Raw genomic sequence first — 16747 nt, forward strand, 5'->3', positions numbered from 1 at the left:
TATGGCGTTGGATCAGTTCAGATGTGCAGCAAAACGGGTGACGGCGTCGATCAGGCGTCGCTGGGCATGCAGCGTGGAGACGGTGTGATCGACATCGGGGATCAGGTCGCAGGGCAGATCGGCCACGGCACCATAGGCTTTGAACGTGTCTCGCCACTGACCTGCGTAGTTGAACAGCCAGAGAAAGCTGCCTGAATAGACCAGTTGCACACGGACTTGCTTGTCGACGATCACCTTCAGGCGCGCGGCGAACTCGTCGCGGGTGGGCGAGGCATACGGGTTGTCCAGCAACTGTTGCATTGGCTCGCTTTGCCGGGGGGCAGGTCTCAGCCGTTTGAGCAGCAAGCCCGGCAAGCGCCCGGCCCATCCCATCAATGTCCCCGACGGATCGACGTTCAGTTGCCGCCAGGCGCGCACGAGCGACGTCTTCTTGTTGGGATAAGCGTGCGTGTCCATCAGCCACAAGGCCTTGAGGCGATCGTCCACCATGGCCGTCGACACACCATGGTGTGCAGCCGAGCAGATGCCGGCCAGCGCGAAGGTCTGGATCGAGGTCAGGCGCTGGATGTGGTCCATCGCAGCCTGCAGGTCGGCGACGGCTTGCTGGTCATAGGACAAGGTCGAGTCGGATGCCTCGCTGTCACCTTGGCCGGACAGGTCAAGGCGCAGCACGGTGTGGCCTTGGGCGGCGAGTGCCCGGGCCAGTTTCACGTTGATCCGGTGAGGGCCCATGCGGTGGATGACGCCCGCATTGAGCAAGAGGATGGCGGTACCCCTGGATGGCCCATCCGGACGGGTCAGGGTGCCGGTCAGCCTGGCGCCCGGGCCGAAGGTGAGGATGTTTTCGTTCATGCCGATTCACCCTTCACGCTGGCAATCAGCAAGCGCAGCAACTCTGGTGGGGCCAGTGCGGCACCATTGGCCTCTTCAACATGCCAGGCGATGTCCGGGCCCGGTGCGGTGAGGTGACGCCAGGGTTGCCCCTTCGCGAGTTGTTGGTCGCCCAGGGCGGTCGACAGGGCCGAGGCCTTTGTGGCGATGTGGATGCACTCTGCCGCACAGGTGGGGTTCAGATCCTTGACCGACAGGGCCTGCATTTCGCTGATCCATGTCGGACTGACACCAAAGCCGATGATTTCGTCGCGAACGTCCCGGGACGGGCTTCTGGACTGGATGTAAGGATCGTAGGTTTGCGCGAGGTGGGCTTCGCCGAGTTCCTTCAGGTAGCTGGGCCCGTCCAGCAAGGGCTCCCACAAGACGAGTCGGTGCGGCACTGTCGGGCTGACCGCAGACGCCATCATGGCGAGGGTGGCACCCAGTCGCACGCCCAGCCACACGGACTGCGTGGCGCGGGTTCGCAGGCTGAGTTCGGCATGCGCCAGCACGATGTCGTCTCGCCAATGGGTCAGTGTGCCGTCTTCGTCCTGGCCTGCGGACTCGCCGCAACCAAAGTAGTCAAAGCGCATGACGTGGACACCTTGACGCGCAAGTTGCTCGGCCAGCAGGCGATACAACCGGTGCATGCGCACGGCTTCCTGGCCGAAAGGCGGGCACAGCAGGACCTGTAGCCTGGCGCCCTGGGCGGATGCCGGGGCGTGGTAGACACCGTATAGACGATGCGCTGGAGGGCCGAATAGAAAAGGTGTCATCTCAAGGTTGATGCGAGCGGAGCGTGGGGCACCGCCTCAGCGACGCAGAATGCGGTTGAACCAGCCGCTCTTGGCTTCGGTGTCAGTGCCCGTTGGCGGCGCTGACGCAGGCGTGGTGGCGTCGGGCTGACTGCTGCCGGTTGTACCGGTTGCCGCTAGCTGGCCGAGTGTTTCGAAAATGATCCGACGAACGCTGATGGTGACGCCTGTGCGGCGCATGATTTCGGTCACAGCCTTCATCGCCAGCAACGAATGGCCGCCCAGGTTGAAGAAGTTGTCGTCCAGCGTGACCTCCTCGACATCGAGCAACTCCCTCCAGACATCGGCGATGGCCTTTTCCGTGGGCGTGACTGGCAGGCGACCATGCGCCTTGGCCTTGTGCTCTACCGACGTGGTGGCGTCCGGGGGTTTGGGCAGGGCCGCGCGATCGGTCTTGCCATTGGGTAGCCGTGGCAGTTGCGCCAACAGAACAAAGTGCTGCGGCAGCATGTACTCTGGCAGCGTCCTGGCCAGTTCGGCCTTCAGCGCCTGCGGCAAGACCGATGGGCTTTGTGCATCACGGACCACGCAGTACGCCACCAGTCGCACATCGCCGGGATGGTCCTCACGGGCCATCACTACCACCTGTGAGATGGCGGGGTTGAGCTGAAGGGTGGCTTCGATCTCGCCAAGTTCGATGCGGTGGCCTCTTACCTTGACCTGATGGTCCAGTCGGCCCAGGTGTTCCAGTTCACCATTCGCGTGCAGGCGCCCCAGATCGCCGGTTCGGTACAGGCGCGCTTGGCCACCGGGCGTGAAAGGATCGGTGATGAAGCGCTCTGCCGTCAGTTCGGGACGGTGCAGATAGCCTGTGGCGACCCCCGCACCCCCAATGCAGATTTCGCCCGGCTCACCCGCACCGCAGGCTCGCCCTTCGGTATTCAGGATGTGAATTTGCGTGTTGGCGATGGGCTTGCCGATGCGGATACCTTGTTCAGGTGCATTGACACGCCAGCAGCTTGACCAGACCGTGGTCTCGGTTGGCCCGTACATGTTCCAGACGGCGGCACAGCGCGTCACGAGCTGGTTGGCCAGCTTGAGGGTCAGCGACTCGCCTCCCACCAGCGCCGTGAAACCCGGGCGTCCATTCCACCCTGCTTCGATCAGTGCATGCCAGGTGCTGGGTGTGGCCTGCATCACGTCGATCGCATCCTCTACCTGCGCTTTGAGCAGGAAGGGGTCTCGTGCGTCTTCCGTCCGGCAAAGCACCACTTCGGCCCCAACGAGCAAGGGCAGGAACAACTCCAGCACGGAGATGTCGAAGCTCAAGGTGGTGACCGCCAGCAAGCGCTGCCCTGCCTGCAATCCGGGCTCTTTGGCCATGCTTTGCAGGAAATTGATGACCGCACCATGGGGCACGACCACGCCCTTGGGCTTGCCAGTGGAGCCCGAGGTGTAGATCACGTAAGCAGCGTCCGAGGCCTGGGCATCACGTTGCGCGTCTGCCGTTGGCGGCGTGTCCGGGCGAGTCTGGATGAGTGCATCGTCGAGGTCTGTGAGCAGGGTCTTGTCGCGCGGCCAGTTGAGGACCTGCATGACATCGGTTCGGCTGATGATCAGCGCCAGACCTGCGTCATCGACCATGTGGGCCAGTCGTTCAGCCGGATAGTCTGGATCCAGCGGGACGTAGGCCGCACCGGCCATCAAGGTACCCAACACTGCGCCAAGCAGGTCCGGGCAGCGTGGCATGCACACACCGACGAGCGAGCCTCGGCCGATGCCGTGGGCGCGCAGGTGATGGGCGATCTGGCTGGCGCGGGCCCACAGTTCGGTGTGGCTATAGGCGCGTTCCCCCGTCTGACTCAGTGCGATCGCTTTGGATGTGGTGTGAGCCTGTTGGCGCAACAGCGTGATCAGGTTGCCCTCAGATGCGGTCGCCGAGGCTTGCGCAGCCGGTGCTGGCAAGCTGGGTTGGCTCGCGGGCGAATTGGAATTGGCCTGCGCTGAGCCCGGCAGCTTGGCCGGCGCCTGGAAGGTGTAGCCTGACAGCGGACGATCGGGGTCGGTCACGATTTCGCGCAGAAGGTTCTCCAGGTCTGCAGCGAAGCTGGCGACGGTGGCGGTTTCGAGAACGTCAGCATTGAAGGTGAAGACAAACTCGATGTGGTTGCGCGTTTCCACGCACCACAGTGCCAGGTCTTGCGCGGCACCCAGCATCGGCGTGGCCATGCGCTGGTGATCGACGTTGCCCCAGCGCGTGGTGCGCTCCCGCACGTCCTGATAGGAGAAGGACACCTGGTGGATAGGCGGGCGACTGTAGTCGCGAGGCACCTGCATCACATGGACGAGGTGGTCGAAAGGCACGTCCGGGTAGGAGAAGGCATCGACCACTTTGCGGTGGACAGATGCCAGCCAGGACTGCATGGACATGTCGTCACGCGGTTGCATGCGCAGCGGCAACATGTTGACGAAGAAGCCCATCAGGTTTTCCAACGCCGGTTGCTCACGACCTCGAACGGGCGTGCCGATGACGAAATCGTCTTGCTTGCTGGCGCGGTGCAAGGCCAGGGCATAGGCAGACAACAGCGTGATGTAGAGCGTGCGCCCCTGCTGCTGAGCCTGGGCTCGCAGCGCATCAGTGACGTCCTTGGCCAGGTTGAACTGGAAGGAGCCACCGCGGCCGGACATGGCGGGTGGGCGGGGGTGATCCAGCGGCAGCTCGATGTTGGGTGGCAGCGGCGTCAGTTGCTCACGCCAATAGCCCAGCTGACGCTGCAGCTCCGGCCCAGTCATCCACTCGTTGTGCCAGGCAGCAAAGTCACCGTAGCTCACCGTTAGGGGTGGCAGTCGCGGCTCGCGCTTTTCCAGGCAGGCTGCGTACAGCTCAGGCAGGTCGACATAAAGAAGGTCGAACGACCAGGCATCCCAGATCAGGTGATGGGCCTGGAACAGCAGGCCGTGTTCCTCCGGCGAGAGCCGGAACAGGCGCGCCGTGAACAAAGGTGCCTTTTCCGGGTTGTAAGGCGTCTCGACAAGCTCGGCGATGATCTTGTTCATCGTGGGCTTGCGCTCGGCCTCCGGCAAGTGGCTCAAGTCGTCATAGGGCAGCAGGCTGAAGGGGATTTCCGGCAGGATGCGTTGCACATCACCGTTTGGTGTGCGCTCGACCACCGTGCGGAAGATGCTCTGGCGCTGGACGAGCATGTGCCAGGCCTGGTTGAACGCTTCGACGTCAAGCGGACCCAGCAGGCGATGCCCTGTAGGGATGCTGTGCACCACGGTGCCGGGCGTCAGGTTTTCCAGGAACCAGACGCGTTCCTGCATTTGAGACAGGGGGGCCGTGGACTGGTCAGCCCGGATCGGGATGGTGTCGGCAGGGCCGCTGTTGGCTTTGGCTGTTGCCGCAAGCTGGTGTTTGGCATCCAGCAAGGCCTGGGCCAAGGCTGCAGGCGTGGGGTGATCGAAGATCATCCGCAGGCCGGGGCGGTGACCCAGTGCCGCTGCCAGGGCGGCCGATAGCTTCGCTGCAATGAGCGAATGCCCGCCATGCTCGAAGAAATGGTCGTGGTCACCCAGGCGTTCACGGTTGAGCAGCTTGCCCATTTCCTTGGCCACGATGTCAGTGGCCTGCGCGTTCGCGCCGGACGGGGCTGTCACTGTGGTGATCGGCTGCGCCACGGCGACGGGCGCCGTCGCCTTCTCGCTGATGGCGGGCGGCACAGGCAAGGCCTTGCGGTCGATCTTGTTGTTGGGCAGCAGCGGCAGGGCAGCCAGAATCAGCACGGTGCGGGGCACCATGTAGTCGGGCAGGGTCTGACGCAAGCCTTGCCGCAAGGCTGCTGTGTCCAGTGCGGCGCCGCTTTGCGGCACAACATAGGCGATCAGCGCCATGTCCCCAGGCGTGACCTCACGCGCGACGACCACGGCGCGGGACACGCCAGCTTCCTGCTCTAGCTGGGCTTCGATTTCGCCAAGCTCAATGCGGTACCCACGGATCTTCACCTGGAAGTCCATGCGGCCCAGGTGCTCCAGTTGGCCATCCTCGCGCAAACGGCCGAGGTCGCCCGTACGGTAGATGAGCTGGCCGGGGCGGGGGCCCCATGGGATCGTCACGAAACGTTCAGCAGTGAGGTCAGGCCTGCCGTGGTAGCCCAATGCAACGCCGTCACCGCCGATACAGATTTCGCCTTCCGCACCAACCGGCAAGGGTTGCAGCGAGTCGTCCAGAATCCATATCTGGGTGTTGTCGATCGGGTGGCCGATGGTGATCCGGGCGGCCGGATCCACGACGTGCGACAGGGTTGACCATACGGTCGTCTCGGTCGGGCCGTACATGTTCCACACGTCCACGCCTTTGGCCAGCAGGGATGTGGCCAGCGCGGGGGGCAGTGGCTCGCCACCGACCAGGGCGCGGAAGCCACGCTGGGGTTGCCAGCCTGCATCGAGCAGCAACAGCCAGGTGGTGGGTGTGGCCTGCATGACCGTGACACCCTGTTGCGCCATCAAGCCCAGCAGTGCTTCGCCATCCATGGCCTGGTCACGTGTGGCCAGAACCACGGTGCCACCGGTCACCAGCGGCAACAGGAGCTCGAGCACCGCAATGTCGAAGCTCAGGGTCGTCACGGCCAGGAGGCGATCGGATGCGGTCAGGCCCGGCTCACGCTGCATGGACGCCAGGAAGTTGCACACGGCGCGCTGGGGAACCGCCACGCCTTTGGGTCGTCCGGTGGAGCCCGATGTGTAGATGACATAGGCTGCGGCTTGCGTGTCCAACACGGCCGGCAACGGCGCGTCACTGGTGGCGTCGATGAGCGCTGCATCCCGGTCGAGCAACAGTTGCGTCGACATGGGCATGCCGCTGGCTTGTGCGCATGTCGAATGCGTGACGACCAAGGTCAGGCCGGCGTCTTCGGCCATCATTTTCAAGCGCTCACTCGGGAAGCCTGGGTCCATGGGCACGTAGGCCGCGCCGGTCTTGAGCACACCCAGCAGGGCAGGCATCAAATGCAGGCCTCGTGGCAGGCTGATCCCGACGCGCTGGCCTGGGCCTGCCCCCCGGGCTTGCAGTACCCGGGCAATCTGGTTGGCACGCGACTCCAGTTCGCGGTAGCTCAGTGCCCCGTCCTGAGTCACGATGGCGGGGGCCGACGGCGTTTGTTGGGCCTGTCGGCTTACCCAGGCTTCAACACGCGCTTGTGGATCAAGCGGACGATCAGTCTGATTCCAGGTCAGCAGGCGCGGATCGAGCGACACGGCGGCGGCCGTTTGCGCGGGCGCCAGCATGTTCATCAGCCGATCAACCAGTTGCTGTGCCCGATCAAGACTGAGGTACTCGCTGCTGTGATGCAGATCCAGGGTCAGCGCGTCAGTCTGTTCGTAGAAGTTGAAGAACAACTCGCTGAGCAAGCCGCGCTTGCGGCCTTCGTGCATGGCCGCGTTCAATGGTGCCCAGCCGGACAGATCGACCTTGGGGTTGAGGTTGAAGTAGATCGAGGTGAGTGGCGGGTTGCTGCCGGCGGCTTGCATGCCCAGCGCACGTGCGGCCGTGCCCTGTGTCATCAGCGGATGCTCCATGGCATCCATCAAGGCAGATTTGACCCGGCGCAGACTGTCCGCGATGGTTTCGCCACTGTGGGCTTTCAGTCGGACGGGCAGGTCCAGCACCCCGTCGGCGATCAGCGATGAGCGGCGCTCAAGGCTTTGTGCGGCATAGGGGATGCTGACCACGATGTCACGCTGGCCGCTTTCCTGTGCGAGCAGTTCGGCCAGGGTATGAAGCAGCCATTGGAACAGCGTTGCGCCATGGGATTTGGCTTGCTCCTTCAGATGGGCCAGGCGAGCGCCATCCAGTCGTGCGCGAACGGTGTCTGCCGCGAATGTGCGCGGACCTGTGGGCTTGCGGTCCCCCAGTGACACAGGGGAGGGCAACTGGCTGAGCACCTGCTTCCAGTGAGCGACGCTCGCCTGTCCATCAGCACTGTCGAAGCGCGCATTCTCGGCGTGCGCGAAAGACAGCGGTGAAGCGGCTGCCTCCCATTGCGGCGCCAGCCCCAGGCACCGGGCACGATAGGCTTCTGCCAGTTCGGCATTGAAGACGCTGGATGCCCAGCCATCAAATACCAGATGGCTGGCGACCATGTGAACAACCACGCGGCCATCGGCCAGATTCAGGATGCTGGCGCGTGCCAGTGGTGCCTGGTCAAGCTGGAAGTCGGTGGCGCTGGCTTGCCAGCAGTATTGGTCCAGGGCCTTGTCACTGTCGCCGGATGCGCGCAGATCGACCTCGGCGATGCCAACCCGAGCCTGGGCATCCACGATTTGTCGAGGTTCGTCCAGATCGAAGCGCAGCTTGAAGGCTTCGTGACGAGCCAGCACATCTTCCAGGGCACGCTTGAGCGCAGCCTGGTCGACCTGTCCTTGCAAAGTCACGCAGAAAGACTCGTTGAGTGCGCGTCGCGCGGCAGGATCGTAGCTGGCGGCCAGCCAGCGTTCCGTTTGCCCGGGTGTCAGTGCTGACGAGTTGGTGCCTGCTGGCAGCTGGCCTGAAGGGGGCGCATTGTCGGCTGGTGTAGTGCGTGAGCCGCCACGCGGGTCGATGAACCCCAGGGCCATCAGCTCGTTCATCACCCGGATGTAGGTGTCGGCGATGCGGGTGCAGTCGTCGTCAGACATGGCTTCGGTCACGAAATGACCGAACTGCTCGTAGAGGTGCAAGCCGTAATAGCGGGCGAGGTAGTAGAACAGGCTGATGTTCGGCGTGTTGTCATCCCATTGCAGTCGCCACAGCGAGGCGCAGTGCACGGCCTTCACGGGGGCCTGGCATTGGGTGAACGCCGTGTTGATGCGGTCGATCATGCGCTGCGTGCGCGCATTGATGTTCTGATAGAGCGCGCGGCCGCCTCGTTTGATGTGCTGCAAGGCCGCGTGGGCCGCAGCCAGTGCCAGTGGGTGGCGCACGAAGGTACCGGCGAAGTAGGTCACGCCGGCCTCCGGGTAGGAGTCGTCACCGTATTGCCAGTGGCCGCCGTCAAGCGCATCCAGCCACAGGCTGTTGCCGGCGATGGCCGCAAACGGCAGGCCGCCGCCGATGATCTTGCCGTAGGTGGCGATGTCGGCGCGCACACCGTAGAACTCCTGGGCACCACCGGGCGCCACACGGAAACCGGTCACGACTTCGTCAAAGATCAGGGCGCAGCCACCTTGTGTCGCGATGTCGCGCAACTGCTGTACGAAGGCGGTAGGTTGCAGCGTGGGGTACTTGTTCTGGATCGGCTCGATCATGATCGCCGCCAGTTCGTGCGCGCACTTGCGCAGTACCTCCAGTGAGTCGGCGCTGTCGTAGTCCAGCACCATGATGTTTTCGACGGCATTGGCCAGGATGCCAGGTGCTGCCGACAGTGAGCGCAATTGCTTGGTGCCCCGTACGATCACTTCGTCAAAGATGCCGTGGTAGCTGTTGTTGAAGATCGCGATCTTCTTGCGACCAGTGACCGTACGGGCGATGCGCATGGCGCCCATCACCGCTTCCGAACCTGTGTTGCAGAAGGCCACGCGCTCCATGCCAGTGAATTCGGAGATCAGCGTGGCCACGTCGGCCGCCAAGGGATGTTGCGGGCCGACTTCGATGCCCTTGTGCAACTGATCGACCATGGCTTGCGTGACCTCGGCCTGCTTGTAGCCCAGGAAATTGGCGCCAAAGCAGGACAACAGGTCGATGTACTCGTTGCCGTCGATATCCCAGATGCGGGCGCCGTCAGACCGATCGGCAACGATGGGGTAGACCAAGTCTTTCCAGAGCGGGTTGAAGCCGGTGACCACGCGCGGGTCGGACATGACCTTGCGGTTGGCCTGGCTGAAGGTCTTGGAGCGCCCGGTGCGTGCGACGTAGCGATGGATGAACTCGTCGACCCATTGTTTTTGCGCCGGGGTGAACTCGTTGCGGGCGTTCAGAACGATGCGGGCTGACGCGCCAAAGGGCTTGTCGAGCAGGGCCTTTTTGTCAGGTTGTACCTGTTCTGCCGGCGTGCTGGTGGCGGTCGTTGCGGTCGTGGTGGCGGCCACCGTCGCAGTGGTTCGGCTTGAAGGCATGGCCGCCGTGGGCATGGCTGCGCCGATCGATTGACCAGACAGCAGCGCCAGTTGCTGCTGCATCAGGGCCATCTGCTGCTGAATGACGGCCTGCAGGCCCGTGCCAGCCTGCGAGGGCAGTGTCGAGGGCATCGGGGCAAAGACAGCTTCGACAGGCGTCAGCGCGATCGCGCTGGGTGTGCTGCTGTCTTCCTGTTGCGGCGCAAATCGGTCGGGTGGCAACTGGCTGTCAAAGAAGGCCGCGAGCTTGGGCAGGTTGTCCAGGTCTTCCAGGAGCCGACGGAAGCGCAGCTTCAAGCCGAAGACCTTCTCGAACTCCAGGGTGGCCTGCGTCAGTGACAGCGAGTCCAGTCCTTGATCGACGAAGGTGGCGTGGCGGTCGGGCCACTCGCTGGGGAGGCCAGCCACATCGCCAAGGATGCGAACGATTTCTTGTTCGATGAGGGGTAGTCTGTTCATGGCAGTCGTCGGTTGGGGACGGCAGGCGGGTAGCTGGGGGGGGGATGTGCGGCGTTTGAACCAGTGCACATCACGACGGAATGGGTAGGTGGGCAGCGGGACGCGCGGTGTGCGCGCCGGCACAGGCCAGGCGATATGGACGCCTTGCGACCACAAGAGTCCCAGGGCTTGCATGGCGTGACGCGCGGGGGCCGCAGCGGCCTGGGCTGAACTCAGAAGAGGAATGACGATGGGCGTTGTCTGCGCCGCCCGATGCTGTCGCACCAGCGCCGACAGGGCCTGACCAGGACCGACTTCAATGAAGATGGGCGAGGCTTGGCTTTGTTCGGCCTGGATGGCGCGGCTGAAGGCCACAGGCGCACGAACCTGCATGGCCCAATAAGCCGGATCGCAAGCCTGTTGCGCGGTGAGCGGGGCGCCGGTCACGCAGGAATACAGCGGCAGCTGGGGCGCTTTCAGATTTGCCTGGGCGAGCGCCGCCTGAACCTTGGGCAGGGCCCCATCCATGGCAGCACTGTGGAAAGCGTGCGAAACCTTCAACCGGGTCACACCGATGTCGCGTGCTTCTAGGGCCTGTGCGTACGCGTCGATGTCGGCATGCGGCCCTGCGACCACCGTGAGCGTCGGCGCATTGAGTGCGGCCACGTCGATGCCGGGCGGGAGCGGTTGCAACTCGTCGAGGCCGGATCGCACCGCGAGCATGGCGCCGGCTGGTTGCTCGAACATGGCCTTGCCTCGCGCCATCACCGCGCGCATGGCTTCCTCTGGCGTCATCACGCCAGCATGGCAGGCCGCAGCGTACTCACCGATGCTGTGGCCAATCATGGCGTGTGGCCGTATGCCAAGGCTATCCAACCACGCGGCCAGCGAGTAGGAAACGGCGAAGAGCGCCGGTTGGGCATATCGCGTTTCTGCGAGCAAGGCTGCCGCCTGGGCGTCAGCCGGGTCGGCCTGTGTCAGCAAGACACGAAGCGTTTCAGCCAGCTCGGTCGGTACCGCTGCCAGACAGCGTTCGAAGGCTTCCTGGAAGGCCGGTATGGTCTCTGACAGCTCGCGCGCCATGCCCGGGTGCTGGGACCCTTGGCCTGGGAAAAGGAAGACCAGGCGTTCAGGCGAGCGAGCCGTGGTGCCGGTCTTGATTGCTTCCAGTGCTTCGATGGCCTGGGCCGTATCGGACGCTGCGACAGCCACCCTGATCGGCATGGCTTGACGACCACGCATCAAGGTTGCGGCAACGGCTGCCAGCGGCAAGTTCGGCTGGCGCCGCAGATGGGCCGCGAGATCTCTGGCTCGCTGGAGCAAGGCATCCGGATGCCTTGCTGATAAGGGCAGCAGTTGCAGCGACAAATGATCCGTTGGCCAAGCATGCGCGTGGGGTACTGGCGCCTCTTCAATGATGACGTGGGCATTGGTGCCACCCACGCCAAACGAACTCACGGCGGCGCGGCGTGGCTCCGATCCGCGTGGCCACGGTTGCGTCTGCCCGGATACCTTGAAGGGCGTGCTGTCGAAATCGATCTGGGGGTTGGGCTGGCTGAAGTGCAGCGTGCCGGGGATGCACTCGCGGTGCAAAGCCATGGTGGCCTTGATCAGGCCGATGACACCCGCTGCTGCCACCAGGTGGCCGACGTGGCCTTTGATGGAGCCCAGCGTGCAGAAACCGGTGTCGGAGGTGTCTTGTGACCAGGCGCGAGTCAGCGCTGCCACTTCGATGGGGTCTCCCAGCGCTGTGCCTGTGCCATGCGCCTCCACGTATGCAATGCTGCGCGGGTCGATGCTGCCATGTTCCAGGGCCATGCGGATGGTCTGGGCCTGGCCACTGACGCTGGGTGCGGTGAAGCTGGCCTTGTCCCCGCCGTCGTTGTTGACGCCCACGCCACGGATGACACCGTAGATGTTGTCACCATCGGCGAGCGCTTGGGACAGCCGTTTGAGCACAATCGCGCCGCCACCGCTGCCGAAAATGGTGCCGGAGGCCTGCGCATCGAACGGGCGGCAGCGACCGTCCGCAGACTCCATGCCGCCTTCTACGTGCAGATAACCTCCAGCCTGGGGCACGATCACGGTGGTGCCACCGGCCAGCGCCACATCGCACAGACCTTGGGCGAGTGCATGCCAGGCCTGGGTGATCGCAACGAGTGATGTCGAGCATGCCGTGTGGATGGAGACGGCTGGCCCATTGAGGTTGAGACGATGCGCAACCCGAGTGGCGACATAGTCCTTTTCATTGGCCAGCATGGTGGCGAATTCACCGGCCTGTGCGATCAGTTCGGGGTTTTCTGCGCGCATCGCTGGCAGGTAGGCGTTGTTGGCGCTGCCGGCATAGACGCCGACGCGGTCGCCTTGCTCGCCACCGATGCGGGCGGGATCGATCCCGGCATGTTCCAGCGCCGTCCAGCACAACTCCAGAAAGAGCCTTTGCTGAGGATCGAGCAGGGTGGCTTCTCTGGTGGAAATGCCAAAGAAACCGGCATCGAAACAGTCTGCCTGGGCCAGCACGCCTCGTGCGGCCACGAAGTTCGGTTGAGCGCGCAGGCTCTCAGGTACTGCGGGATCCAGCTCGTCGGGCCTGAAGCGCCGGATGCTTTCCCTGCCGGCCAGCAGATCCGCCCAGAACGTGTCCAGATCGCAGGCTTCACCCACGCGCACGGCCATGCCCACGATGGCCATGCCTTCCTCAGGCTCACTGCGGGCGCGGCGTGCACCGTTTGCCGGGGCGCTTGCGCTTCCCGACAGGAGCGCGGCCAGACCGGCAACGGTCGGGCGGTCATAGACATCGGCCACGGTGAGCTTGATGCCCTGCTCCTTCAGTCGGGTCACGAATCGCATCACCAGCAAGGATCGCGCGCCCAGATCGAAGACGTTGGCTTGTTCGTCCATCTGGGGCAGACCGAGCAGGTCCTGCCAGACGGCGCGCAGGTGCCCGGCCATGTCGGCCACGCTGCCGCTGGCGAGGGGCGCAGTGGGTGCCGACGTCACGGGCGGGAGGTGGCGACGATCGATCTTGCCACTGGGCGTTGTGGGCAGGCGCGCCAGAATCGCAAAGCGCACCGGCACCATGTAATCAGGCACTCGTCCATGCAGCCAGGCGCGCCAACCCGACACGGTGGCATCAGCGGCGCTGGTGCCAGGCCGCACGACCACATGCGCTGTCAAGACGCGGCTGCCGTCTGGGTCTTGCGGGGCGGTCACTACGGCGTCCTGAATGCCTGGATGGGCCATCAGGGCCAGTTCGATGTCGCCCGGTTCAATTCGAAAACCGTCTACCTTGAGTTGCTGATCTGCCCTGCCGAGGTAGGTCAGGGCACCATTGGCTTCCAGCCTGACCAGGTCGCCGGTGACATACCACCGGCCTGGCAACCCATCTACCTGGTCCAGAAAACGTTCGGCGGTGAGATCGGCTCGCCCCAGATAGCCTTCGGCCAGGCAGTTGCCACCAAGCAGCAACTCGCCCTCCAACTGACTGCCGTGGGTGGCAGACAGGGCGCCCTCTGCGGGCTCGTCTGCAGCCGTGAAACGGATGGCCAGGGCCACGTGGGGCAGACCTGTACCGATGGGCGGAATCCGTGGCCAGTCAACGGCGTTGCCTGCCAGTTCCCACGCTGTCACCACATGGGTTTCAGTTGGTCCGTAGTGGTTGTGCAAGACCGCTGTCGGCGCACGTTGGAACAAACTGCGGATATCGGGCGTGATCTGCAGTTGTTCTCCTGCGCTGATCACGTCCTGCAAAGGCAGCGGCGTGGCGCCCGATTCGCTTGCATCGGCATCAGCCTGAGCGATCATCTGCAGCGCGACATAGGGCAGGTACAGCCGCTCGACCCGCAGGTCAGCCAGCGTGCGGCGCAAGCGCGTGGGGTCGCGACGATCTTCGTCAGAGACCAGGACCAGCGTGCCCCCGCTCGCGAGGGTGGAGACGATTTCCTGGAAGTGGACATCGAACGACAAAGGCGCGAACTGCAAGGTGCGCGCAGCCAGCCCGAGGCGAGGGTGGGACAGGTGCCAGGCGATCAGATGCTCAAGTGGCGTTCGCCCCATGGCCACCCCTTTGGGGCGTCCCGTCGATCCCGAGGTAAACAGCACGTAGGCGAGGTTGCCTTGTTCTGCGCACGCCGGTTGGGTCGCCGGCCTGGGGGCAGGGCGCAACAGCGTTGGAAAGTCGCCAACGTGCTGCCTGAGTATGTCCAGCGAAGGTTCATCGCCCACGATGACGCGTACCAGCGCGTCCTCCTGCATGTTCTGCAGACGCTCTGCCGGGTACGAAAGGTCGAGTGGGACGTAGGTGAGCCCTGCCTCGATGGCAGCGATGATCTGGATGATGGTTTCGGGCTTGCGGCTTGCAGCAATGCCAATGCGGTCCCCTGGCTGCAACCCTGCTGTTTGCCACAGGCGAATCTGCTCATCGACTCTGGTGGCCAGATCGGCATACGTCAGGCTGATGCCCAGGCCTTCCAGCGCCAGATTGGCGGGGTGCTGCCGGGCTGTCCGAGCTACAAATCCAGGCAAGTGAAAGCGGCCACGCGCTGGTTCGACCGATTGATCGTGTGGTGTTTCGGCTGCAGTCTTGACGATAACCGGCGGTTTATTCATGGTTCCCTGATTTTGTCCTGTGGGCACTGAGATGACGGGGCTGAACTACTGATCCTGAAACGTGCGGCAATTCACAATGGCAAAGGCGGGGCAGTTCTGGTGCTTCGGCTGTAAGGGGGCAAGCTTTAGGGGCATCTCTGATACTCACAAGCAGCAGGGGCTACGGCGCAAGCAAACACCCTTGGCGCCAAGGTTCTGGAGCAAGAGACCCATGCAAGGGTGTTTAACGACGTGAATCCTGCCATGTGGAAGGCATCCCTGTAGTATCCACGGCGAATGCATGCCACTGTCAACCCTATATGCGGGGGTCCGGGGCGGCGCACGGGCCTATAGGGTTGGCATAACGGTTATATGTCTTGAATGACTAGCCTGGAATGCCTGCTTCAGCTGATTTTCGGCCAAGGTCTGCCTGGAGATATCAGCATTCGCGAATGATAATGGGCGGCTATGTCCATCACGCCCGCCTTGCCAGCGTTCCCTTTGACTACCTTGACCGAATTTCAGTCAGGGGAAACCGAATTGAGCGTCGGCATGGATCTGGTGCTCATGAGCCGCATCCAGGCCAGTGTGGAACGTTTTGGCACTCGGTTTCTGACGCGTGTTTTCACGCCTGAGGAGCAAGCCTACGCGCAATCGTCCTCCCCCTTGATGTTCGAGCGGCTGGCGGCACGCTTTGCGGCCAAGGAAGCCGCTCTCAAGGCGCTGGGGCTGGCCGGGCACGGTGTGGCATGGGTGGACATGGGCGTGGTGCGCCAGGCAGATGGCTCGGTTGCTTTGCTTTTGAGTGGGCAGGCCAGGGCGCTGGCCGAGCGCATGGGCGTACTTCAAACGGCCTTGAGCATCAGTCACGACGGTGCGTACGCCGCGGCCGTTGTTGCCGCGATTGTCCGAAAGAAATATGACAGGAAGCCCGATGTCCACACTTGATCAGGGTGACCACCTCAGCCCGTGGCGCATGTGCGTCGCCCCCATGCTGGACTGGACCGATCGGCACTGCCGATATTTTCATCGCTTGCTGAGCCAGCATGCGCGCCTCTATACCGAGATGGTGACCACGGGCGCCTTGTTGCACGGTGACGTCGACCGCCACCTGCGCTTCAATGAGGAAGAGCACCCCCTGGCCTTGCAACTGGGCGGCAGCGAACCAGCCGATCTGGCGAAGTGTGCGAAGCTGGCCTTGCAATGGCGCTATGACGAGGTCAACCTCAATTGTGGTTGCCCCAGCGAGCGTGTACAGCGTGGCGCTTTTGGTGCCTGCCTCATGTCCGAGGCCAGTCTGGTGGCCGAGGGCATCAAGGCGATGATGGATGCCACCGGTGGTGATGAACGCATGCCCATCACGGTCAAGCACCGTATCGGCATCGACCAGATCGAGAACTACGAATTTGTGCGTGACTTTGTCGGGACCATCGCCGATGTGGGTTGCAAGGTCTTCATCGTGCATGCCCGCAATGCGTGGCTCAAGGGCCTGAGCCCCAAGGAAAACCGGGAGATCCCCCCGCTGCGTTACGAGTTCGTGCACCGCCTCAAGCAGGAGTTTCCTGACCTGACCATCGTGCTCAACGGGGGGCTGGCTGACAACGCTGCCTGCCTGGCGCAACTGCAGCCTGGCGCCGTTCTCGATGGTGTCACGCTGGATGGCCTGATGGTGGGGCGCGCGGCGTATCACACGCCCTGGATGATGGCCGACTGGGACAGTCTCTTTTATGGCGAACAAGCCGAAGGCGATGTGCTGACGCGCGAGGGTGTCGAAGCGGCCATGGTGGCGTACGCGCAGCGCGAAATGGACCGCACCGCCGGCTTGCCTCATGGTGAGGTGCGTTGGCCGGCCGTGATTCGCCACATTCTGGGTTTGTACAGCGGCATGCCCGGTGCACGACGCTGGCGTCAGGTGTGGTCTGACCACACACTCAAGGCCTTGCCTCCGGCCGCGGTCATGGCCAGGGCACACGAGCGTGCGCCCCAGCAGGCCGACTGACCGTATC

5 protein-coding genes are annotated in these 16747 nt (G+C 63.6%); 2 read left to right on the top strand and 3 right to left on the bottom strand.

Going from position 1 to position 16747, the window contains the following annotated elements; translation table 11 throughout:
• Positions 1-12: 12 nt before the first annotated feature.
• Genes HY836_RS01405 through HY836_RS01415 form a run of 3 tightly spaced genes read right to left on the bottom strand, consistent with a single transcriptional unit; the run spans position 13 to position 14762 of the window.
• Positions 13-852, bottom strand: coding sequence for an alpha/beta fold hydrolase (locus tag HY836_RS01405; RefSeq protein ID WP_290672776.1), 840 nt, complete (start codon positions 850-852; stop codon positions 13-15).
• Positions 849-1649: an alpha/beta hydrolase gene (locus HY836_RS01410; RefSeq protein ID WP_290672779.1), complete on the bottom strand. Its 801-nt coding sequence runs from the start codon at positions 1647-1649 to the stop codon at positions 849-851. The genes HY836_RS01405 and HY836_RS01410 overlap by 4 nt, the downstream gene beginning before the upstream one ends.
• A gap of 36 nt (positions 1650-1685) precedes the next feature.
• On the bottom strand, positions 1686-14762 hold the full coding sequence (locus tag HY836_RS01415; protein WP_290672781.1) for a non-ribosomal peptide synthetase/type I polyketide synthase: 13077 nt from the start codon (positions 14760-14762) through the stop codon (positions 1686-1688).
• Between the two features lie 447 nt (positions 14763-15209).
• Between HY836_RS01415 and acpS the strand changes: the two genes are divergently transcribed.
• A complete protein-coding gene (gene acpS / locus HY836_RS01420; RefSeq protein WP_290672784.1) occupies positions 15210-15689 on the top strand; it encodes a holo-ACP synthase in 480 nt (159 codons plus the stop codon).
• Entirely contained in the window at positions 15676-16740 is a 1065-nt protein-coding gene (gene dusA, locus HY836_RS01425) for a tRNA dihydrouridine(20/20a) synthase DusA (protein ID WP_290672787.1), read from the top strand. The genes acpS and dusA overlap by 14 nt, the downstream gene beginning before the upstream one ends.
• The last annotated feature ends 7 nt before the right edge of the window (positions 16741-16747 follow it).

The sequence above is a fragment of the Aquabacterium sp. genome (genome assembly GCF_016234775.1).
GTDB lineage: Bacteria > Pseudomonadota > Gammaproteobacteria > Burkholderiales > Burkholderiaceae_C > Aquabacterium.